The sequence below is a fragment of the Mammaliicoccus sp. I-M35 genome (genome assembly GCF_022386455.1).
Lineage (GTDB): Bacteria > Bacillota > Bacilli > Staphylococcales > Staphylococcaceae > Mammaliicoccus > Mammaliicoccus sciuri_A.
On sequence record NZ_JAJNIL010000007.1, the window covers coordinates 56641 to 80145 of the forward strand.

The window sequence follows — 23505 nt, forward strand, 5'->3', positions numbered from 1 at the left end:
TAACTAAACCCACCTTAATTGGTGGGTTATTTATATGGATTGTTTTTAATATATTCTTGAGCCTTTTCTTGATTACCACCTGCAGCATTTATTGCTTCATATTGTTCAACTATTTTGTAATCAAAGTCTTTACCTAAACCATTTGCAATGTTTGTACGTGCAGTTTGTATAGTGCCATCATATTCTTTTTGTTCTCTACTTCCCTCAGGTAATGCATCTCTATTTAGTGTCATAAGTCTGAATGCATAATTTTTATCAGATAAGTGAGGTAAGTATTCGGGCTTTTCTTCTGACACTTCGTTGTTATCCTCTGCTATTTGTTCACTATTCATACTAGTATCGTTTTCGACAGTTTGATGTTGTTCATTAACACTGGTTGATACTTCATCCTTTTTTGTTATTGTGTTCTCATACACCATAAACGCAGCAAAAGATAATCCTATCATCAAAATAGCTATAACTAATAAAGACATTATAACTTTTAAAATGTTCATTCTACCATTCCCTTCATTTGTTTGAACTTCCATTATTATAATTTTACTCTATCTCCACAATACAATCCATATTTAATAACACTTTCTCACCATTCTCTAGTACCTCTAACTTGCTATGCTCACTATCAAACTTATTAATTTCACACTCATTAAACACCTCATATAGAATTAATAGTCACACTATAAGAACAAGTATTATTTTGATAGAATTTGATTCCTAATAGCAGCCTCATTTTTAACAAATCCCCAAGTCTCCGACATATTTTTTAAAATCTCATATTTAGCAAGCTCTTTTAATTCTAAGTGTGATGGTACTTATCAACAAACCCTATCTTACTTGTCCAAGTGACAATTGTGAATAAGTTTAGCTTCCGACAGTTGTTCCGACAGTTTAGGTATAAATAGGGGGTAAATAGGGATAAAATAAACATTTTGTTCGTATAAAAACGAACGCTTAAAAATCAATATAAAGACCGTTGTTATAAGGTTTTTAACGTATTCATGATAAAGTCAATACAGAACATTTGTACTTGTGCACAAGTTAACCACATTTTGTGGATAACATTAGTATAAGTTTTTAAATATTTGTGGATAAAATAGTTGATTCAGATCGATATTTTACATTTTACTTGTGGATAACTAGGATAACTTTGTGGATTACTTGAAAAATAAGACTTTTTGATGTGTATAAAGATGTGCTTAATTATTTCAGAAAAAAACGACTGAGGTGTAAAATTTACCTCAGCCGTTTTTCGTTAATTTAACTTACTTTCAAGTTCTTCCCATTTTTCCATATTTTCTTCGAGCAAACGTTCTGTTTCTATTCGTAACTTATTAATTTCATTGCTTTTTTCAATATCATTAAATATCTCTGGTAATGTCAGTTGATGTTCATAGTCAGAGATTTGTTCTTCATATGTCGAAATATTATTTTCAATTTCTTCTAACTGTCTTTCAAGTTTACGCTTTTCTTTTTTTAGTTGCTTTTGATTTGCGTAATATTGATCGTCTTTAGCCGTTTCAGTAGATTGGATGTCTTCTTGTTCATAACGACTAATAGCCTCACGTTGTTCTAGCTTTTCTAAATAATATTGGTAATCGCCTCTAAATAATTCATTTCCACTTTGTGTGATGTGGAAAATATTATTTGCTAGTTCGTTAATAAAATAACGGTCATGTGATACAAAGAGTAATGTACCTTCAAAATTTTGCAAAGCTTGTTCCAACATTTCTTTAGAATCGATATCTAAGTGGTTGGTAGGTTCATCTAGAATGAGTACATTGTTTTTTTCTAACATGAGTAAAGCGAGTTGAAGTCTAGCTTTTTCTCCACCAGATAAATCATTGATGACTTTTTTTACTTCTTCTTGAGTAAATAAAAATCTACCTAAAATCGTTCTTATATCTTTCTCGGGCATATGTGCATACTGATTCCAAACATAGTCTAAAATTGTCATATTAGAAGTGAATTCTGCTTGTTTTTGGTCGTAATAACCGATTTGAATATTAGAACCATAAACAATATTCCCGCCTAAAGCAGGTATTTTTTGTGCAATTGTTTTAATCAACGTAGATTTCCCAATACCATTTGGACCAATTATCGCAATACGATCATGTCGCTTCACTTCTAAGTTGATAGGTGGTGTAATGCTTTTAGAATAACCGATATCTAAATTTTGAACTTTAAGGACATCTTCACCTGTAGCTCTAGTTATTTCAAAATTTATTTGTGCACTTTTAGCATCAAGTCTCGGCTTTTCGATTCTTTCCATTCTTTCTAGTACTTTACGACGACTTTTTGCCATACCACTTGTTGAAGCACGTGTAATATTTTTTTCGACAAATGTTTCTAACTTTTTAATTTCATTTTGTTGTCTTTCATATTCAGCCATGACTTTTTCGTAATGTGCATCTCGTTCTTTTAAGAATTTACTGTAATTACCGACATACTTTTTAACAGAACCTAAAGCGACATCATATACTTGATTGACTATTTTATCTAAGAAGTATCTGTCGTGACTGATAATAACAATTGCACCTTTAAAGTGTGTTAAATAATTTTCTAACCATTCAGTTGTTTCCATATCTAAATGGTTTGTAGGTTCATCGAGTAACAGTAAATCAGGTTCACTTAATAACATTTGAGCCATAGATAATCTTGTTTTTTGGCCGCCGCTAAATGATTGAATTTGTCTATCAAAGTCAGATTCTTTAAAGTCTAAACCTGTTAATACGGTCTTAATTTTGCTTTCGTAATTATAGCCATCCATTAATTCATATTGATTAGATAACGCTTCGTATTGTGACAATTTTTCTTTATATATGTCTTGGTCATACTCATCAGCATGAATACTTAACCAATCTGTTAAAGTTTTCATTTTATCTTCAATATTGATTACGTCTTTAAATGGTTTTTTCATTTCATTCATAACAGTGTCATTAGAATCTAATGTCATTTGTTGAGTAAGGTATCCCATCGTAACTTGTTTACCTTTAGAAATATTTCCTTCATCATATGATTCAACACCAGCGATGATTTTCATTAATGTTGTTTTTCCCGCGCCATTTCTACCGACAATAGCGATTCTTTCACCGGTTTTTACTTCGAAATCTACATCAGAGAATATAACTTCTCCATCATAAGATTTCTCTAATTTATTTATTTGTAAAAGTATCATGTTTACACCTCTCTATTAGTTATTATTTTACATGAAAACGAGTGATAATTGTATGAAATCACATACAATATTTATATAGTTATTTTACGTGAAGTTTGTTATAATTAAGCCATTAGATGTGAACGCAATCACATTATTTTATATTGGAAAAGGTGAGGATTTTGGCAAAGAATGATGTGAAGATCCCTAAAGCAACTTTGAAACGTTTGCCTCTTTATTATAGATTTGTTAGCACATTGCATAATTCTGGCGTAGATCGTGTTTCATCGAAAGAATTAAGTGAAGGACTTAAAATTGATTCAGCTACTATTCGTCGAGATTTTTCGTATTTTGGTGAATTAGGTAAAAAGGGTTATGGTTACAATATTAGTTATTTACTTAAATTTTTTAGAACAACGCTTGAACAAGATGATATGACTAAAGTCGCAATCGTTGGTGTTGGTAATTTAGGTACTGCACTTGTGAATTATAACTTTACTGTTAATGATAGAATGCAAATTGTAGCTGCTTTTGATCAATCAGAAGATATCATTGGTAGTATGGTTGGTAAATTAACTGTAGATAGTATGGATGATTTTGAAAAGGTAGTTGAAGAAGTAGGTATACAAGTTGTAATATTAACAGTACCACAACAAGCAGCTCAAAAAGTTGCGGATCGTATAACATCTTCGGGTATTACTGGTATTTTGAATTTTACACCTCAAAGAATTAATGTACCTGAGAAAGTGCAGGTTCATCATATAGATTTAGGAATTGAATTACAATCTTTAATCTTCTTTATGAAGAATCAATAGGAGGGTATCAAATGGAAGCTTTAATGTTTATTAACACACTTGGTATTTCAGGACCAGTCAGTTTATTATTTATAGGGGTAGTTGCATTAATTATATTTGGACCAAAGAAATTACCACAATTCGGTAGAGCAATGGGTTCAACTTTGAAAGAATTTAAAGATGCGACTGATGGCATGACAAACTTTGATGAGAAGAAAAGCACTCCAGAAGATGGCAAAGATAAAGAAGTTAAATAGAATTTTATTTAACAGATGTTCCCAAGAATGTGGCGGGTTTCCTGCCACATCTTTTTTAGATTGGAGGTAAGATGGTGGATAAAGACAATTTAACATTTGTCGAACACTTAGAAGAACTTCGTGGACGTATTATGATTATTGCATATTTCCTTGTTGGTGGTCTCATTGTTGGCTTTTTCGTAGCTAAACCCGTTATTTTTTATATAACAAATGATGATTTTACACAAACATTAGAACTCAATGCATTTAGAATAACGGATCCATTAACGATATACATAACAATGATAATTGTGATTGCATTTATCATTGTATCGCCTGTCATTTTATATGAATTATGGGCATTTATATCTCCAGGTTTACATCCGAAAGAACAAAAAGTGACATTAAGTTATATACCATTTAGTTTAATTTTATTTGTAGGTGGTTTATTATTCTCATACTTTGTGATTTTTCCGTATTTAATTTCGTTCACAATGGGATTAGCTGATGATATGGGAATTAAGCAAACAATCGGGATTAAAGAGTACTTTAGTGAAATGTTTAAATTTACCATACCATTCGGATTTGTCTTTCAATTACCTATTTTATTACTATTTTTAACACGATTAGGTATCGTTACACCAATGTTTTTAAAGAAAAATAGAAAATATGCGTATTTTATTTTACTTGTTGTGGCTGCGTTAATCGCACCACCTGACTTTATGACACATATGTTGTTTACATTACCAATGATTTTACTTTATGAAATCAGCATTGTTATTTCAAAAATAGGCTATAAAAAATATTTAAAAGCCGAACAAAAATTAATGGAAGAAGAACTTGGGATGGATGAAGATGATAAGGAGCAGCTGTAGCTTATTGCTATGGCTGTTTTTTTATTGAATTGTCTGATATTTGTAATCAAATGTTAACTTGAATATGTGTTGTATATGATATATTATTATTCCTATCATTGTAATAGGAATAAGGAGTTGTTTATATGGTTTGGATGATTATAAGTGGACTTATAGTCGGAATATTACTTGGCTTTGTTATGCAAAGAACACGTTTTTGTTTAACAGGCGGGTTTAGAGATATGTATGTACAGAAAAATAATAAAATGTTTTATGCTTTATTAATTGCAATCTCTATTCAAAGTATTGGATTATTTACACTAGTAGGATTAGGTGTATTTAAGCTAGAAGCAGAAACATTTCCATTAGTAGGTACGATATTTGGATCTTTTGTATTTGGTATCGGAATTATCTTAGCTGGTGGATGTGCGACTGGGACTTGGTATAGAGCAGGCGAGGGATTAATTGGAAGCTGGATAGCCTTAGTATTATATGGTGTAACAGCAGCAATTATGAAATCTGGACCATTAAACCCTGTTCAAGAAAAAATTAATTCATATAGTGTTGTTAACTCAAATATGGCAGAAACACTTAATGTACCTGTATGGGTATTGATTGCTATTTTAGTGATTGTTACAGTTTATTTTGTTACAAAAACACTAAAAAAACCAAAAGTAGCAATTCCTCAATTAAAACAAAAATATACAGGTATTCGTCATATCTTATTTGAAAAAAGATATCACCCGTTTGCAGCTGCAATTGCAGTAGGAATAATAGCATTAATTGCTTGGCCAATGAGTGCTTCAACAGGAAGAATTGCTGGCCTTGGTATTACAACACCTTCAGCAAATATCGTACAATACTTAGTTACAGGTGATGCTTCATTAATAAACTGGGGCGTATTTTTAGTACTTGGTATATTTATCGGTTCATATATTGCAGCAAAAGGTTCAAGAGAATTCAAATGGAGAATGCCAGATACTAAAACAATAAGAAACAGTGTTATCGGTGGTGCTTGCATGGGTGTTGGTGCATCATTAGCAGGTGGCTGTTCAATCGGTAATGGTTTAGTTTCAACAGCAGCTATGAGTTGGCAAGGTTGGGTTGCTTTACCATCAATGATTTTTGGTGCATGGTTTATGAGTTATTTCATCTTTGTTAAACCTAGAAAAGCAAGACAAACAAAAGCACAAGTTAGCACACAAAGTATTTAATAAAAGGAGTCAATATATATGGTACATGAATTAGGTACAGTAGGAATGGTATGTCCGTTCCCATTAATAGAAGCACAAAATAAAATGGATGAATTACAAGTAGGCGAACAATTGAAAATTGATTTTGATTGCACGCAAGCGACAGAAGCACTTCCAAATTGGGCAGCAGAAAATGGCTATCCAGTTACGAATTATGAACAACTTGGAGATGCTTCATGGACAATAACAGTTGAAAAACAATAAATTATATTTAACCTAGAAACAAAGACATTTGGCTTTGTTTCTAGGTTTTTTTGTTTAAAACTGTATTTTATTTATAAAGTATTGGAAACGGTTTTATGATAAAATAAATCACTGAGAGGTGTATACATGAAGACGATTAAAGATATTGCTAATATGGCAGGTGTTTCTAAAAGTACAGTTTCTAGATATTTAAATGGCGGCTCCATTAGTAAAAGTACAAAAGAAAAAATACATAAAGTAGTAGAAGAAACAGGATATAAACCGAATCAATTTGCTCAAAGTTTAAAGGCTAAGAGAACAGGTCTGATCGGTGCAATTGTACCTAGGCTAGATTCTTATGCAACAACTGAAACGTTAAAAGGTATTGAAACAACTTTACTTAAACAAAATGTTCAAACAATGATTGTGAATACAGATTTATCAAAAGATAGAGAAATTGATTCTATTTATATGTTAGCTAAGCGTAAAGTGGACGGCATTATTTTGATGGCAACGAACATTTCTGAAGAACATATGAAAGCAATTGAGTCAGTTGAATGCCCGATTGTTATTGTTGGTCAATCTCATGAATCACTTTTATCGATTGTTCACGATGATTTCCAAGCAGGTAATCAAGTTGCAGAATGGTTATTGAAACATCAAAAGCACAATATTACATATATCGGTGTTTCTGAACATGACATTGCAGTCGGTAAAACTAGAAAAGAAGGTCTGTTTATTCCACTAAAGGAACAAGGCATCGAACCAACATTTATTGAAAGTAGTTTCAGTATTAAAGATGCACAAATATTAGGTAATGATATTAAGTTAAGAGAAGACGAAGTAATTGTCGCAGCTACGGATAATATAGCTTTAGGTATATACCATACACTTTTAAAAAGAGAAGTTGATATGCCAACGATTATTGGATTTGGCGGAAATAAGATGACAGAAATTGTGGCACCACATATTGGGACTGTAAAGTTTAATTATTATTTAGCTGGTGAGACAGCAGTTCATGTATTAAATAAAAGTATAAATCACGAAACGGTAGAAAAATTAAATATTATTGAAACACAATTTGAATGGTTAAAAAATTAAGCCTTTCAAGTATGCTAAAATATATATATTATGGAACCGGTCTAAATCGGATGTAAGGAGAATGATAATGGTAAATTGGACACGAGAAGAAAGATATAAAAAATTATCAGACATATCTGATGAAGAATATAATGAATTAATAGATAAAGTGAATGCGTCAAAATGGCGTCAAACTTTTCATATTCAACCAAAAACAGGATTGTTAAATGATCCAAATGGTTTGGTTTATCATAATGGCGTTTATCATATATTTCATCAATGGTTTCCGCTTGGCGCAGTACATGGTTTGAAGTATTGGTATCATTATACAAGTAAAGATTTATTAGAATATAAAGATGAGGGAATCGCTTTAGCGCCTGATACAGAGTATGATTGTCACGGTGTATATTCGGGTAGTGCCTTTGATTATGATGGTAAGTTATATTTAATGTATACGGGAAATGTGCGTAATGAAAATTGGGATCGTAAATCTGTCCAAATGATTGCTGAACAATTGGAAGATGGCACTTTTAAAAAGTTTGATCAACCAGCTATTCCAAACAAGCCAGAAGGATATACTGAACATTTTAGAGACCCTAAAGTATGGTTTGAGAACGGAAAGTACTACGCAATATTTGGGATTCAAAGAGAGAATGAAACAGGTACGGCTGTTATATATGAATCTGAAAATATTCAAGATTGGAACTTTAAAGGGGAGATTGAAACACAACTGCAAAACTTTGGTTATATGTGGGAATGTCCAGATTTATTTAAGTTAAATGATAAAGATGTATTTATCTTTTCACCTCAAGGTATTGAAGCGGAAAATAACCAATTCGAGAACATCTATCAATCTGGTTATTTAATTGGTGATTTTGATATAGATACGTTGAAGTTTGACCACCAAGACTTTGTTGAATTAGACCAAGGATTTGACTTTTATGCACCACAAACATTTTTAGATGAACATGGTGATAGAATTTTAATTGGTTGGATGGGACTTCCTGAAATAGATTATGCTACAGATGAAGAAGGTTGGGCACATTGTTTAACGATTCCAAGAGTACTAACAATTGAAGATGATAAACTGAAACAAAGACCTATAAAAGTACTAGAAAAATTAAGAACAAATAAAGAAACTGCTGAAGGTTATGCTAATAAACATTCAGTTAAACTTCACCCATATGAAGGTAAACAGTTTGAATTAATGATTGAGATTCTGGAGAATGAAGCTAGCGAAATATACTTTGATTTAAGAGTTTCTAAAAAATGTTCAACACAAATTATTTATAATACACGTTCTAAACAACTTACTTTAGATCGATTTGAAAGTGGTATTGTGAGTGAAGCGGTTGAGAAGACAACTCGTTCAACAACGTTAGATAACGACTTAAAAGAACTGAGAATTTATAGCGATACATCTAGTTTAGAAATTTTCGTTAACGATGGTGAAAAAGTATTAACAACGAGAATATTCCCTGATGAAGATGCTGTTAATTTCAGAACTTCTACAGAGTCTGGCCAAGTTTACTTGAAGTTTACGAAATATGACTTACAACTAAATAATTAAATGAATCAAAAACACTTGTTGTTCTGATACAGCAAGTGTTTATTTTAATATCAGTAAATTGTAAGAAATATGAATAAGTTATTACAAAATATTAATTCTGTGTAACATATGGCGTTCAAGCATAGAAAACAAAGAAACATTCCTTTATACTTTAACTATTAATTAATGTAGAGGAGGGGAAGAATTTTTATGAAGATATTTAAAAATGCTATGATTTCAACATTACTATTATCTTCTATGGCATTTGGAGTAGCACACGGGAATAATACAGATGCAATAGAAAGCAATGAATCTAGTACAAAAGATACTTCTCCGAACACAACTCAAGAACAATCGAATCAAAATATAGAAGCACAGCAATCCAAAGAAACTGATTCAAATAGCGAACAAAATAGTAAAACTGAGGAAACAACTACTGAACCGAAGTCAGAAGAAGATTCAAGCACTGAGGAACAGTCATCAGAAGAACCTACTAGAGATAAAAAGTCTGAACAAAAATCAGATGAAAAGCCAAGTAAAGAAGAACCAACAACAGAAGAACCAAGTACAGAGCCGAAATCAGATCAGAAACCAAGTACAGAAGAACCGAAGACTGATGAAAAGCCTAGTACAGAGGAGCCATCAACAGAAGAACCGAGCACTGAAGAGCCAAAAACAGATGATAAACCAACAACAGAAGAGCCAAGTACTGAAGAGCCAAAGACTGATGATAAACCAACTTCAGAGGAACCAACAACTGAAGAGCCAAGTACTGAACCAAAGTCTGGTGAAAAACCGAGCACTGAAGAACCTTCAAGTAATGATAACAATCATCAAGTACCACCACCGAACCAATCCAATAGTGGAAAACCATCTTCTGAAGAACCTAAAACTAATGAACCAAATTCAAATACCAATAACGAACAAAATGTAAATCAATACAAACAAACAATGCCAGCATATCCAAATACAAATGAAGTAGGGGATGGATATTACAATCCGCAATACACTGATGAAAAGGCGCCTAAATTTATACCTGGCCATTCAGAAGCGTATTATAGTAAATTGGATGAAGATGTACTAGCGCTCGTAACAAGTAAAGTTGGTAGTAGACCTGATTTAGCACAGCCAAAATTTAAAAAGACTAATAAAACGACGGAAACAACTTCTGTAGATGATGATGATACTAAAACAGAAACAACTCAAACAACGACAGAAAGTTTTGAAACAGCTTCTGACGACAAAGGTATTTCTAAACCATTCATCATTGGTATTTCAATCGCAATTGTACTAGCATTAGGAGCCATCATATTATTCATAATGCGAAGATTTTCAAAATCATAAATATAATAAAAGTATAAGTGAGTCTGGGACAGAAATGTTCTAGACTCTTTTTCATATTTTTAGAAATAGGGAGGCTGAACATTGCAAGTGAGGCGTGACAAGCAATGTTGGAGGTCTGAATATTGCAAGTGGGGAATGACTAGCAATGTTGGTGGTCTGAATATTGCAAGTGAGGTGTGACTAGCAATGTTGGGAGGCTGAATATTGCAAGTGGAGCGTGACTAGCAAAGTTGGAGGTCCTTGTATTTATCAAGACAGGCGAAACAAGATAAATATGGACTTTGTATTTATCAAGACTAGTGAAACAAGATAAATAGGGGCATTGTATTTATCAAGACTGCCCAAACAAGATAAATAGCCACTTTGTATTTATCAAGACTGGTAAAACAAGATAAATAGGGGCATTGTATTTATCAAGACTACCCAAACAAGATAAATAGGAGCGTTGTATTTATCAAGACACATCAAACAAGCAACATAGAACTCCTGTATGTTGCAGGACTCCCTAAACTAGCAACATAGGGATCCCGTATGTTGCAAGACAATGAAAACAAGCAATATAGAAACTCCCACTAATATTGGTTTTTCCAAATAAAAGAGACTGGCACATAATGAAATGTCTCAGTCTCTTCTATTATCTTGGAAGTAGATTTCTGTCCGGCTTCCACTTTTATTAAAATTCACTTTGATCAATATTCTGTGTTGCTTTGTATAATGTTTCTATAATGGATTTTACAGTACCTTCTTCAAATGGAGATTGTAACTGAACAGATGCCATAATATCAATAAATGATTGTGAACCGCCGATTTGACATATTTTTAAGTAATCAGACCATGCTTGATCTGGATCAGCTTCTTGTTTAATGAAAAATTGCATTGCACAAATTGTCGCTAATGTATAATCAATATAATAAAATGGTGATGCAAAAATATGACCTTGTCTATGCCAGAATGCACCATTTTCAAGATGTTGAATATTGTCATAGTCTACACTTGGGAAGTATTTATTTTCTAAATCTGACCAAGCTTTTCTTCGTTCTTCTGAAGAAATGTCTGGGTTCTCATAAACAAAGTGTTGGAATTCATCCACTGCTACACCATATGGTAAGAATTTAATATTGTCTTCTAAGTGTGCTAATTTAAATTTATCCGTATCTTGTTTGAAAAATAATGACATCCATGGATAAGTTAAATATTCCATACTCATTGAATGAATTTCACATGCCTCTGATGTAGGGAAGTAATATTCTGGAACAGAATACTTCAAGCTTTCATATACTTGGAAAGCATGTCCAGCTTCATGTGTCATAACTTCAATATCACCTTGTGTGCCATTAAAGTTTGCGAAAATGAATGGTGATTTAAAATCATTTATGATTGTACAATATCCACCACTTTCTTTTCCTTTTTTAGCTTCTAAATCAAATAATTGTTTATCAATCATAAAATCTATAAAATGACCAGTTTCTTTAGAACGTTCATGGTACATTTTTTTAGCATTTTTCACGATTTCCTCTGTTGATATTTGTGGTTTAGGCGATCCCGTTTTAAAAGTGAAATTATTATCGTAAGCTTTTAAACTGTCAACGCCAATACGTTTTGCATGCTGTGATTTGATGTCTTCAGTAATAGGTACGACATGTTCTTTAACTTGCTCTCTAAAAATTTTTACATCATTTGCGTCGTATCCAATTCTTTGCATTCTATCATAGCCAAGTTGAACAAAGTTCTCGTATCCTAATTTTAAAGCTATTTCATGTCTTGTTTTTACAAGATCATCATATATACGATCTAAATCCTCTAGATGATCTGCAAAAAACTGTTCTCTTGCTTTAAAAGCATCTTTTCTAATTTCTCTATCTTCATTGATTAAGTACTTACTGAATTGTGATAAGTTCAAATGTTCGCCGTTATATTCAATATCTGCTGAAGCAATTAATTTATCATATTCGCTTACTAATTTATTTTCTTTAACAAGTAAGTCATTAATAGAAGGATTATATGTATTGAGAGCAACTTCTGCTAAAGAAAATAGTTGTTGTCCAAAATGCTCAATTAAATCATTTTTAAATTTAGATTTTAATAAAGATTGATAGAATAAGTGGTCTAAATGTTGTATTTTAGGCATTGTTTCATCAAAGAAATCTCTTTCTTTATTATAATATTCATCATTTGTATCGATAGATGCTCTTATGTAAGCTAGGTTATAATGCGTATCTGTATGGTTTCTAATCTTATTAATTTCATTAATCGCCTCAATTGCTTGATCGACCGTTTCTGCATTATCGAATTCATTTAATAATGATTTGGTTTGTTTTTCTTTTTCTTCAATATTGATTTGTTCATATTGATAATCTTTAAAAGTTAACGTCATGTTAAAACCTCCCTTAATAAATTTATTATAACATTTCTTTGTTGTAATTTTATTGAAAATTGCGAAAATAAAGGTAAAAGCATATAATATGAAATGAAAAGAGGTGTATATAAATGACTAAAAATAATGAGCAATTATCTTTAGAAGTAGCAGCATTAACGAGGAAGACAAAAGAACTTGGAATTCCTATCATGATTGTATTTGAAGGTGTTCCCGCATCAGGTAAGACGAGACTATCAAATGAACTTCTTTTAACACTTGATGCTAAATACACACACTTTGTACCGATGAAATCACCTTCAGAAGACGATCTAAGATATCAATTTTTACAGAAATATTGGAACAGTTTACCTTCAAAAGGTGACATCAATATTTATTTTAGAAGTTGGTATGCATATTATATAGAATATCAAGCAAACAAAATAAAGCATTCTATATACAACAAATATCATGCTTTACGCAGACAAATCCAAGACTTTGAAACTATGGTCCAAGATGATGGCTACGAAATTATTAAGTTTTATATTGAGATTAGCGATAAAAAGAGAAAAGAACATTTAAAAGAAATGAAAGAAAATCCATTAACAAGTTGGAAAGCGCAAGAATACGAAAGTGCCATTAATGATGACGTATATCATAAAGAAATGCACAAAATACTTAAAGCTTCCCCTGATGAATGGGAAATCATTGATTATACGGAGAGAGAAGAAGCTATCAATTTGATGTATAAACATATCATCGATCGATTGAACAACGCGATTAAACTACATAAAAAGAAAGACAAAGTAATTGATGGCGATTTTACGGAAGATTTTAAAACAGACCTATTTGATCAATCTATAGATAAAGTAAATAAAAAGACATATAAATCTCTTATAGGTGACTTACAAGATAGACTGAAAGAATTGCAATTTGCATTATACGAAAGAAAAATTCCGTTAATATTAGTATACGAAGGCATGGATGCAGCCGGTAAAGGTGGTAATATTAAAAGAGTTAGAGAAAAATTAGATCCAACTGGTTATGAAGTAAATGCAATAAGTGCCCCAACAGATGTTGAGTTGAATCATCATTACTTATGGAGATTTGCTAAAGACATGCCAAGAAGCGGCCACATTGAAATATTCGATAGAAGTTGGTACGGAAGAGTATTAGTAGAAAGAGTAGAAGGATTTGCTACTAAAAAAGAATGGAAACGTGCCTATGAAGAAATCAATCAATTTGAGAAAATGTGGACGGACGAAGGTGCAATTATTCTAAAATTCTTCTTAACTTTAGATAAAGATGAACAATTAAGAAGATTTAAAGAACGAGAAGAAACACCAGAAAAACAATGGAAAATTACAGACGAAGATTGGCGAAATAGAGAAAAATGGGATCAATATATCGAAGCAAGTCATGATATGATTAAATTCACAAACACAGATCATGCACCATGGCTTGTCGTACCAGCTGACAATAAAAAATCAGCTAGAATCGAAGTTATCAAATACATTATTAAAAAATGTGAAGAAGTATTATGGGGTGTCAAACAATATTAGAGTATATTAGGGACAGAATTGTGAGAAATGTCCGTAAGAGCTGTCGTTAGGGACAGAATTGTGAGAAATGTCCGTAAGAGGTGCTGTTAGAGACAGAATTGTGAGAAATGTCCGTAAGAGGCGTTGTTAGGGACAGAATTCCGAGAAATGTCCGTAAGAGGTGCAGTTAGGGACAGAATTCCGAGAAATGTCTCTAAGAGGTGCTGTTAGGGACAGAATTCCGAGAAATGTCCGTAAGAGGTGCAGTTAGGGACAGAATTCCGAGAAATGTCCGTAAGAAGTGTCGTTAGGGACAGAATTGTGAGAAATGTCTCTAAATGAGCGCACATCTAACAACCACAATTCAGAATAATGGAAGTAACAGCGTTCTAACAACCACAATTCGGAATAATGGAAGTTACAGTGTTCTAATTACCAGAATTCAGAATAATGGAAGTTAGCCGCCCTCCAAATACAAAAAAATAAGCATATCACTTAAGACTGAGTTCTTCAGTTCGGTGATATGCTTATTTATTTACGCTTAGCTATACATGCTCAAGATTGTATGATATATCAGTTGTGAAATTTGAGATTGTTTCTCTAATTGTTCGTTTACTTGATCTTTAAATACAATTTGTCCTAAAACAACTATTCCGTTCATTCCCATATGTGCAACCATTGGTACGATGATACGTTTCGTTAATACATAAAGGCCGCTAAATACAGTTCCCATTACAACATATATTAATGTATGTTCTGGATCTGAATGTGCTAATGAGAAAATAAAAGAACTGACTAATACTGCTACGATAAAGCTTAACCACTTAGGTGCTTTAATCATATTGTATATTTCTCCGAAAATTAATTTACGGAATATTAATTCTTCTAATATTGGACCTGCTAATACGATATAAACGATTAATATATGTGATTGTTGTGCAATCTTCATGAGATTTTGAGTATTACCACTTTCTACTGGTTGATTAAATATATATGTATTAATCAAAGCGGCGATGATTTGTCCAAGCATGGCCATTATAATACCTGCAACACACCAGAAAATCACGTATACCCATGGTTCTTTCTTCTGTTGTTCTAATCGAGTTGGATTTTTAATATTTGAGTTCATATACCATAATAATAAAACAGTAATGATAGCTGTTGTTGCCATCCATGTTAAGCTGATTTCTAATCTTGTGACTTTAGATAATCCTGAATCAGCGTATAAACTATTTGGAATAATTGCGATTGTTTGTACAACACCAAATAGTAATAGGGTAGCAATATTAACAGTTAATCGATTAAATTGCATTTTCAATTCCTCCAAAAATAAACATGTAAACATTGTACCTTATTTAGCAGAAAAAGAGAAAAATTTAAGTTATATTGCTTGTAATTTTGACCAAATTTGATTATTATAAAAATGTAGTTAGCACTTAAGTATAAAGAGTGCTAACATTATTAGCGCCAAGGAGGATTTTATAAATGTTAAAACCATTGGGAGATAGAATTATTATTGAGAAAACAGAAACAGAACAAACTACAGCTAGCGGGATTGTATTGACAGATTCAGCTAAAGAATCGTCTAACGAAGGAAAAGTTGTTGCTGTTGGACCAGGTAAGCGTCTAGAAGATGGTACAAGACTTACTGTAGATGTTGCTGTAGGTGATCAAGTTGTATATCAACAATACGCAGGAACAGAAGTTAAACGTGATAAAGAAACATATATTATCCTTTCAGAAGATGACATTTTAGCAGTTATTGAATAATTTAGATAATATTTTTGAAGATATTTTATGGAGGTTTTTATAAATGGCTAAAGAACTAAAATTTTCAGAAGACGCTAGACGTTCTATGCTTGCTGGTGTTGATAAATTAGCAAATGCAGTTAAAGTAACTTTAGGACCTAAAGGACGTAACGTCGTTTTAGATAAAAAATTCACTTCACCATTAATCACAAATGATGGTGTTACAATCGCTAAAGAAATTGAATTACAAGATCCATATGAGAATATGGGTGCTAAATTAGTTGCAGAAGTTGCGAACCAAACAAATGATGTTGCAGGTGACGGTACAACTACAGCAACTGTCTTAGCTCAAGCGATGATTCAAGAAGGTTTAAAAAACGTAACAAGTGGTGCAAATCCAGTTGGTATTCGTGAAGGTATTGATAAAGCAGTTAAAGTAGCTTTAGAAGAATTACACAATATCTCACAACCAGTTGAGAAAAAAGAAGAAATTGCACAAGTTGGTTCTATTTCTGCTGCTGATGAAGAAATTGGTAAATTTATTTCAGAAGCAATGGAAAAAGTAGGTAATGACGGTGTTATTACAATTGAAGAATCTAAAGGATTCAGCACAGAATTAGAAGTTGTTGAAGGTATGCAATTTGATAGAGGATATACTTCTCCATACATGGTGACAGATTCAGACAAGATGACTGCTGAATTAGAAAATCCTTACATCTTAATTACAGATAAAAAGATTTCTTCATTCCAAGATATTTTACCTATCTTAGAAAAAATCTTACAAACAAATAGACCAATTTTAATTGTTGCTGATGATGTTGATGGAGATGCATTAACAAACTTAGTATTAAACAGATTACGTGGTACATTCACAGCAGTAGCAGTTAAAGCGCCTGGATTTGGTGACCGTCGTAAAGCTATGTTAGATGACTTAGCAATTTTAACTGGTGGTCAAGTGATTACTGATGACTTAGGTTTAGACTTAAAAGAAACAACTTTAGATATGCTTGGTGAAGCAGGTAAAGTTCAAGTTACTAAAGACGACACTACAATTGTTGAAGGACAAGGTGACTCAGTAAACATCGACGCTCGTGTTGGTCAAATTAAAGCTCAAATTGAAGAAACAACTTCAGACTTTGATCGTACGAAATTACAAGAACGCTTAGCTAAATTAGCAGGTGGCGTTGCAGTTATTAAAGTAGGTGCTGCAACTGAAACAGAATTAAAAGAACGTAAATTAAGAATTGAAGATGCTTTAAACTCTACACGCGCTGCAGTTGAAGAAGGTATTGTAGCAGGTGGTGGTACAGCATTAGTATCTATTTATAATAAAGTAGCTGAAGTTGAAGCAAAAGGCGATGTACAAACTGGTGTGAACATTGTGTTGAAAGCTCTTGAAGCACCATTACGTCAAATCGTTGAAAATGCTGGCTTAGAAGGCTCAATTATAGTTGAAAAACTTAAAAACGCTGACGAAGGTATTGGTTACAATGCAGCAACAGACGAATGGGTAAATATGTTAGACGCAGGTATTGTCGATCCAACAAAAGTTACACGTTCAGCACTACAAAATGCAGCATCTGTAGCTGCAATGTTCTTAACTACTGAAGCAGTAGTAGCAGACATTCCAGAAGAAGAACCAGCAGCACCAGATATGGGCGGCATGGGCGGAATGCCAGGTATGATGTAATTCGGTGAATATAACCGACATTACAAACTAAGAGATATGTATAATCCCCTTTCTAAATGGTATTAAACCATATGGAAAGGGGATTTTTATGTTAAAATGAATCTAATTTGTATTAAAGGAGTAGAAAATATGATTAGACCTGCTGTTAAAGAAGATGCAAAAAAATTAAGTGAGTTAATGTTTATGATTTGGCATGATATGGAGCTACCTTTAGTTGTTCAAAATGATAAAGAAACTGTTTTAAGATTACTTGAACAAGCGAGTGTTGAAAGTGAATATAGAAACCATTATAAACATAGTCAAGTATATGAAGTCGATGGAGAAGTAGCAGGCTTTCTTAATTGCTATAGTGGCAGTGACGAAAAACAACTTGAAGAAAATTGGCACAATATTGCATTTAAAGATTCATTTAAATTAGAAGGAACGCCGTTACCTGAACAAGAAGCGGATAATGGTGATTTATATATTGATTCAGTTGCGGTCTTTTCAGAATATAGAGGTAGAGGTATTGCCTCTAAACTTATAGAAGATGCTTTTGTACGAGCTAAAGAAAGAGGGTTTAAGCAAGTATCATTAAATTGTGAATTTGATAATGAAGGTGCAATGAAATTATATGAAAAACTTGGTTTTAAACCATCATATGATCGAAAACTAAGCGGACATGACTACAAATATATGATTAAACATTTATAACAAATTAAAAAAGTAACATCGGTTGAAAATATTAGCCGATGTTACTTTTATTTTTCTCAATATCAAGCAAGATTTCTTTACGCTCTATGCCACTAGAATATCCACCAATTGATCCATCAGCAGCTATCACACGGTGACAAGGTACAAGAATCGTAATAAAGTTCTTACCATTTGCATTAGCGACAGCACGAAAAGCAGTAGGTTTACCGATATTTTCAGCTAACTGCTTATAAGATATCGTCTCGCCAAACGGAATATCACATAAAGCACGCCACACTTTTTGTTGAAAAGGTGTGCCAAAGTTAAAATATATAGGTGTTGTAAAAGTAGAAAGATTACCTTCAAAATAAAGAGCTAATTCTTCCTCAAGTTTATCTAAAACATGATTACTTTCATCATTAATTTCTGAATTAAGTTGTTTACGTACAATATGTAATTCATCTTCTAACGAAGGTTTATTCGTAAAATGTAACATTAATAAATACTCATTATTAGCAATTGCTAACATTTCACCAGCATTCGTTTGAATTAACTTTTGATATAAAGCCATAATCATCACTCCTAATGAGAGTTTAACATATAGACAACTCATACTTTATGAATTTGAATAAAAATATATGTTCATATACAATTATGGTAATAAGTTTGAAAGGGTGATGTATTATGATGGATTTAAATCAATTGTTTCTTGTTAACTTAAGTATGGGTGGCCATAATTCCTAATTTATATAAATGGGGAGTTAAATGAAAATAGAACAATTAGGTATTAAAGAAGAACAATTATCATATTATAAGAATAATTTTAGTGATGAATTTAAAATTGGAAGAATATCTTTCGTCTCTAAAAATCATTTTAAAGTCATAACAACCACAAGTCAGTATAAAGCAGAAATTACACAAAAATTAGTTAATCAAAATTTGATACCTGCTATAGGAGACTGGGTTGTCGTTAATGAACTAGATGATTTTAAATTGATAATTGATATATTACCAAGAACTAGTGAGCTAAAACGGCAATCTAAAAAACATGAATCACTTGACCAATATATAGCAACGAATATTGATGAAGTGTTTATTGTAATGGGACTAGATGGCGACTTTAATTTAAACAGGTTAGAAAGATACGTGATTCAAATTAAAGAAAGTGGTGCATTACCTGTTATCATTTTGAATAAGATGGACACTGCTCACGATTATAAAGAAAAAGTTCAATTAGTTAGTAGAAGATTAAGTAATGTCCCAATTATCACAACTAGTGTGCTTGAAAATATTAATATGGATCAAATTACGAAAAGGTTCTATAAAGGTATGACAGCAACACTAGTAGGTTCGTCGGGTGTCGGAAAATCGAGTATAGCGAACTATTTAGTTGGCAAAGATATTTTAAAAACTCATTCAACAAGAGAAGACGACCAAAAAGGGAGACATACAACAACTCATAGAGGTTTGTATTTGATTCAGCCTAACGGTGTAATAATTGATACACCTGGAATGAGAAGCTTAGGTCTTTCAGTGGACCAAGATAATATAATAGACAGTTTTGAAGAAATTAAATTACTCTCACAAAACTGTAAGTTTAGTGATTGTACACATGAAACTGAACCTGGATGTAAAGTTCAAGAAGCTTTAAAAAATGGTGATTTAGATATAAGTCAATATAACAACTATTTAAAACTTAAAAAAGAAATTGCTTATAACAATTCGAAAGTATCTAAAAAAGCGGCTTCTGAAAAGAAAAATCAATGGAAATCATTAACTAAAATGAATAGAAATAAACCAAAATATTAAACGTACTAATAAACAGAATTCTTCAATAGAGGATTTCTGTTTTTTTATTATGTTATAGGTACAGTCATTTCACCAGCATTCGTTTGAATTAACTTTTGATATAAAGCCATAATCATCACTCCTAATGAGAGTTTAACATATAAAAATTTGATTGACTTTAGAATAGTAAATGATAATATAATAATTAAACAGATTAGTTTAGTCGGAATTAAGGGAGATGTTTTTATGAAGAGATACATATTTTTAGCTTTGACACTTATTTTATCAGTTGTGGTAGCAGCTTGTGGAAATAATGATGACAAAGAAAAGAAGGAAATTACTATTGCTACATCACCGGGACCTTATAGTGAATTATTCATAAAAGGTATTAAGCCTGAGTTAGAGAAGAAAGGTTATACTGTTAAAGATAAAGACTTCACAGAATTACTTCAAGCTGATGTTGCTTTGCAAGAAGGTAGTGTGGATGTTAACGTTGATCAACATAAAGCGTATATGGATACGTTTAATAAAGAAAGAGATGCTGATTTAACGAATATTACTAAAATACCAACTGTGCCTGCACAAATATTCTCTAATAAAAATAAAAATCTTAAAGGTATTAAAAAGGGAGATACAATAGCTATACCACAAGATCCATCAAATGCAGCTAGAGCGTATCGTTTATTAGAAAAAGCAGGATGGATTAAATTAAATGCAGATAAAAATGATATTAAAATCACGAAGAAAAATATTTCTGATAATCCAATGAATCTTAATATTAAAACGATGGATTCTGCAAATATTCCTAGAATTTTAGACGAAGTTGATTATGCAGTTATACCAGGTTCAATTGTTTACGCTTCGAAAGTTGATCCAGCTAAAGGACTTCTAAAAGAAGATTTAGTAGAAGATTTATATTTACAAGTTGTTGTAGATAGTAAAAATAAAGATGCTAAATGGGTTAAAGATATAAAAGAGGCATATCAATCAAAAGGATTTAAGAAAGTATTAGATAAAGAAAATAAAGATGATTATTGGAAAATACCAAAGCAATCATAATATAAATATAGAGACTAGGACATTACCTTATGTTCCAGTCTCTATATTTTTTACTTCTTTTTATTAGCTTTTTTACGGTCGCCATTTCTACTTATAAATGCGGCTATTAAAAATAATATTGAAGAGAATGTAAATTGAATGCCTGAGTTGCCGCTTATTTGAATGCCTATTCCGATAATTAAGCAGATTATAGCTAACCCAACGAGAACTTTTGTAATTGTAGACATATGTTTTGCTCCTTTACTTTATTTATTATATCAATTATTTCTTTGTTATCCAAAAAGGGATGATTTTCTAAAATTAAATGATGAAATTTAGTGAACACACTTTTAATTTTCATAATTCTCGTCTAGTATAGAAGTATCATAACAATGAAAGAGGATGACTTTCTATGAACCCACTAGCATTAGAATTAAATGAACAACTGAAAAAAGAATATCCTGTTGTATTAGATATGCTTTCCGATTTAGGTAAATCTATTTATTATCCAAAGGGTATTTTATCACAATCTGGAGAAGCAAAAGGTACTAAGTATAATGCAACAATCGGTATGGCAACTACTGATGAAGGTATTATGTACACAGATGCTTTATATAATCAATTTGGTGACCAAGATCCAAGTGATATATTCCCATATGCACCGCCACAAGGTGATGAACGTTTACGTACATTATGGCAACAGAAAATTTTAAAAGACAATCCTGATTTAAGTGTTGATGATATTTCTAAACCAGTCGTAACAAACGCATTAACACATGGATTATCTTTAGCTGGAGATTTATTTGTAGATGCCCAAGATACAATTTTATTACCTGAACATAACTGGGGTAACTATAAATTAGCTTTTGGTGTAAGACATAGTGCGAACATTGAAACTTACAAAGCATTTGAAGAAGATGGTAGTTACACTTTAGAATATTTCAAACATGCTTTAGAACAATATAATAAAGAAAAAGTTATTCTCGTGTTAAACTTCCCAAATAACCCAACTGGTTATACACCAGTAGTTGAAGAAGTTAAAGAAATGGTTGAAGCTATTAAACAATTAGCTGACAAAGGTACGCAAGTGATTACATTAGTTGATGATGCTTATTATGGATTGTTCTTTGAAGATGTTTATAAACAATCTGTCTTTACAGCATTAACAGCGTTAAATCACGAAAATATTATGCCAGTTAAAGTTGATGGCGCAACTAAAGAATACTTCTCATGGGGCTTCCGTGTTGGTTTCTTAACATTTGGTAGTCAAAATGAAGTTGTTAAAGATGTATTAGTTGCTAAATTAAAAGGTTTAATTAGAAGTAACTTATCAAGTTGTTCTTTACCTAGCCAAACTGCAATAATTCATGCAATGGAAGATCCTTCTTTCCAAGATCAAGTTGATCATAACGTGAATATTCTAAAAGAAAGATATGAAGTAACGAAAGAAGTCGCATATCGTGATGAATTTAAATCATTATGGACGCCATATGCATTTAATTCAGGTTACTTTATGGCACTTAAAGTGTTAGATGTAGATCCTGAGCAATTGAGATTACATTTAATTGATAAGTATAGTATTGGTATTATTGCTTTAAATAAAACTGATATTCGTATTGCATTTAGCTGTATTGAAAAATCTGATATAGAACATGTATTTGAATCTATTGCTAAAGCAATCAATGACTTAAAATAATAAAATCAAACAGAGTGTGTATATACAATGAGTATACACACTCTGTTTTTTTGTGTCTAAGAACATTGATTTATAAGCTTTTTAGTAAATGAGTTTGACAAATATGTATATAGTGTATATACTGTTTATACACAGTTAAAGAGAGGGAGGTTAAACATGAAGATTCTACTTCAAAATAATAGTAATCAGCCAATTTATGAACAGATTAAAGAACAAATCAAAGCACAAATATTACAAGGTAAAGTAGAACCGGGTGCTTCATTACCTTCTATGAGAGAGCTAGCAAGTGATTTAGGCGTCAGTTTAATAACAACTAAACGTGCTTATGTTGATTTAGAACAAGAGCAATTTGTCACGACGATAAGAGGGAAAGGTACTTTTGTAAAATCACAAGATCCCTCAATCATGAAAGAAAAACAATTTATTGTCATAGAGGATTTAGCAAGAGATTTAACTAAACAAGCAAAGTTAATCGGAATGGATGTTAAAGAACTCAATGAAATCGTTAATTTGATTTATGAGGAAGGTGAATAA

Annotated in this window: 22 protein-coding genes; 16 read left to right on the forward strand and 6 right to left on the reverse strand. The window is 31.9% G+C overall.

Features of this window, described 5'->3' with window-relative positions; translation table 11 throughout:
• Window positions 1–26: 26 nt before the first annotated feature.
• Both LQ679_RS09220 and abc-f read right to left on the reverse strand, forming a co-directional pair.
• Window positions 27–527: a hypothetical protein gene (locus LQ679_RS09220; RefSeq protein ID WP_239722859.1), complete on the reverse strand. Its 501-nt coding sequence runs from the start codon at window positions 525–527 to the stop codon at window positions 27–29.
• Window positions 528–1249: 722 nt separating this feature from the next.
• The gene (abc-f, locus tag LQ679_RS09225; RefSeq protein WP_126477689.1) at window positions 1250–3172 is read right to left on the reverse strand and encodes a ribosomal protection-like ABC-F family protein; all 1923 of its coding nucleotides are present in this window, start codon (window positions 3170–3172) and stop codon (window positions 1250–1252) included.
• A 161-nt stretch (window positions 3173–3333) separates the two neighbouring features.
• On the opposite strand from abc-f, the gene LQ679_RS09230 reads away from it, so the two are divergent.
• From LQ679_RS09230 to LQ679_RS09265, 8 genes are all read left to right on the forward strand, one after another.
• Complete coding sequence (locus tag LQ679_RS09230) at window positions 3334–3966, forward strand: redox-sensing transcriptional repressor Rex (protein ID WP_025905057.1); 633 nt, start codon at window positions 3334–3336, stop codon at window positions 3964–3966.
• A gap of 11 nt (window positions 3967–3977) precedes the next feature.
• Complete coding sequence (tatA, locus tag LQ679_RS09235) at window positions 3978–4202, forward strand: twin-arginine translocase TatA/TatE family subunit (protein ID WP_025905058.1); 225 nt, start codon at window positions 3978–3980, stop codon at window positions 4200–4202.
• Between the two features lie 71 nt (window positions 4203–4273).
• The gene (tatC, locus tag LQ679_RS09240) at window positions 4274–5056 is read left to right on the forward strand and encodes a twin-arginine translocase subunit TatC (RefSeq protein ID WP_239762538.1); all 783 of its coding nucleotides are present in this window, start codon (window positions 4274–4276) and stop codon (window positions 5054–5056) included.
• Window positions 5057–5181: 125 nt separating this feature from the next.
• A complete protein-coding gene (locus tag LQ679_RS09245) occupies window positions 5182–6249 on the forward strand; it encodes a YeeE/YedE family protein (RefSeq protein WP_037589605.1) in 1068 nt (355 codons plus the stop codon).
• 18 nt (window positions 6250–6267) lie between these two features.
• A complete protein-coding gene (locus LQ679_RS09250) occupies window positions 6268–6492 on the forward strand; it encodes a sulfurtransferase TusA family protein (protein WP_025905061.1) in 225 nt (74 codons plus the stop codon).
• 126 nt (window positions 6493–6618) lie between these two features.
• Entirely contained in the window at window positions 6619–7572 is a 954-nt protein-coding gene (locus LQ679_RS09255) for a LacI family DNA-binding transcriptional regulator (protein WP_126477687.1), read from the forward strand.
• Window positions 7573–7639: 67 nt separating this feature from the next.
• Window positions 7640–9121 (forward strand): glycoside hydrolase family 32 protein, encoded by a 1482-nt coding sequence (locus tag LQ679_RS09260; RefSeq protein ID WP_126477686.1) that lies wholly within the window; start codon window positions 7640–7642, stop codon window positions 9119–9121.
• Window positions 9122–9310: 189 nt separating this feature from the next.
• Complete coding sequence (locus LQ679_RS09265) at window positions 9311–10444, forward strand: SdrH family protein (RefSeq protein WP_204188884.1); 1134 nt, start codon at window positions 9311–9313, stop codon at window positions 10442–10444.
• A 673-nt stretch (window positions 10445–11117) separates the two neighbouring features.
• Here LQ679_RS09265 and LQ679_RS09270 read toward each other — a convergent pair.
• On the reverse strand, window positions 11118–12818 hold the full coding sequence (locus LQ679_RS09270) for a M3 family oligoendopeptidase (protein ID WP_239748829.1): 1701 nt from the start codon (window positions 12816–12818) through the stop codon (window positions 11118–11120).
• A gap of 113 nt (window positions 12819–12931) precedes the next feature.
• Here LQ679_RS09270 and LQ679_RS09275 point away from each other — a divergent pair, with 113 nt between their 5' ends.
• A complete protein-coding gene (locus tag LQ679_RS09275) occupies window positions 12932–14359 on the forward strand; it encodes a phosphate--AMP phosphotransferase (RefSeq protein ID WP_239762539.1) in 1428 nt (475 codons plus the stop codon).
• A 520-nt stretch (window positions 14360–14879) separates the two neighbouring features.
• Here LQ679_RS09275 and mroQ read toward each other — a convergent pair.
• Entirely contained in the window at window positions 14880–15650 is a 771-nt protein-coding gene (gene mroQ, locus LQ679_RS09280; RefSeq protein ID WP_025905067.1) for an intramembrane glutamic endopeptidase MroQ, read from the reverse strand.
• Window positions 15651–15823: 173 nt separating this feature from the next.
• Between mroQ and groES the strand changes: the two genes are divergently transcribed.
• From groES to LQ679_RS09295, 3 genes are all read left to right on the forward strand, one after another.
• Complete coding sequence (gene groES / locus LQ679_RS09285) at window positions 15824–16108, forward strand: co-chaperone GroES (RefSeq protein ID WP_025905068.1); 285 nt, start codon at window positions 15824–15826, stop codon at window positions 16106–16108.
• Between the two features lie 43 nt (window positions 16109–16151).
• The gene (gene groL / locus LQ679_RS09290; protein ID WP_037589599.1) at window positions 16152–17777 is read left to right on the forward strand and encodes a chaperonin GroEL; all 1626 of its coding nucleotides are present in this window, start codon (window positions 16152–16154) and stop codon (window positions 17775–17777) included.
• Window positions 17778–17906: 129 nt separating this feature from the next.
• Window positions 17907–18470: a GNAT family N-acetyltransferase gene (locus LQ679_RS09295; protein ID WP_196307705.1), complete on the forward strand. Its 564-nt coding sequence runs from the start codon at window positions 17907–17909 to the stop codon at window positions 18468–18470.
• 31 nt (window positions 18471–18501) lie between these two features.
• Here the strand turns inward: LQ679_RS09295 and LQ679_RS09300 are convergent, their stop codons facing one another.
• Window positions 18502–19020, reverse strand: coding sequence for a methylated-DNA--[protein]-cysteine S-methyltransferase (locus LQ679_RS09300; RefSeq protein WP_107577514.1), 519 nt, complete (start codon window positions 19018–19020; stop codon window positions 18502–18504).
• A gap of 194 nt (window positions 19021–19214) precedes the next feature.
• On the opposite strand from LQ679_RS09300, the gene rsgA reads away from it, so the two are divergent.
• Both rsgA and LQ679_RS09310 read left to right on the forward strand, forming a co-directional pair.
• Entirely contained in the window at window positions 19215–20258 is a 1044-nt protein-coding gene (gene rsgA / locus LQ679_RS09305) for a ribosome small subunit-dependent GTPase A (protein ID WP_191836628.1), read from the forward strand.
• A 225-nt stretch (window positions 20259–20483) separates the two neighbouring features.
• On the forward strand, window positions 20484–21296 hold the full coding sequence (locus tag LQ679_RS09310) for a MetQ/NlpA family ABC transporter substrate-binding protein (protein WP_107577452.1): 813 nt from the start codon (window positions 20484–20486) through the stop codon (window positions 21294–21296).
• 50 nt (window positions 21297–21346) lie between these two features.
• Here the strand turns inward: LQ679_RS09310 and LQ679_RS09315 are convergent, their stop codons facing one another.
• On the reverse strand, window positions 21347–21523 hold the full coding sequence (locus LQ679_RS09315; RefSeq protein ID WP_239748826.1) for a hypothetical protein: 177 nt from the start codon (window positions 21521–21523) through the stop codon (window positions 21347–21349).
• A 164-nt stretch (window positions 21524–21687) separates the two neighbouring features.
• On the opposite strand from LQ679_RS09315, the gene LQ679_RS09320 reads away from it, so the two are divergent.
• Together LQ679_RS09320 and pmtR are read left to right on the forward strand one after the other, a co-directional pair.
• Entirely contained in the window at window positions 21688–22971 is a 1284-nt protein-coding gene (locus tag LQ679_RS09320) for an aminotransferase class I/II-fold pyridoxal phosphate-dependent enzyme (protein ID WP_239762540.1), read from the forward strand.
• Window positions 22972–23127: 156 nt separating this feature from the next.
• On the forward strand, window positions 23128–23505 hold the full coding sequence (pmtR, locus tag LQ679_RS09325) for a PSM export ABC transporter transcriptional regulator PmtR (RefSeq protein WP_025905075.1): 378 nt from the start codon (window positions 23128–23130) through the stop codon (window positions 23503–23505).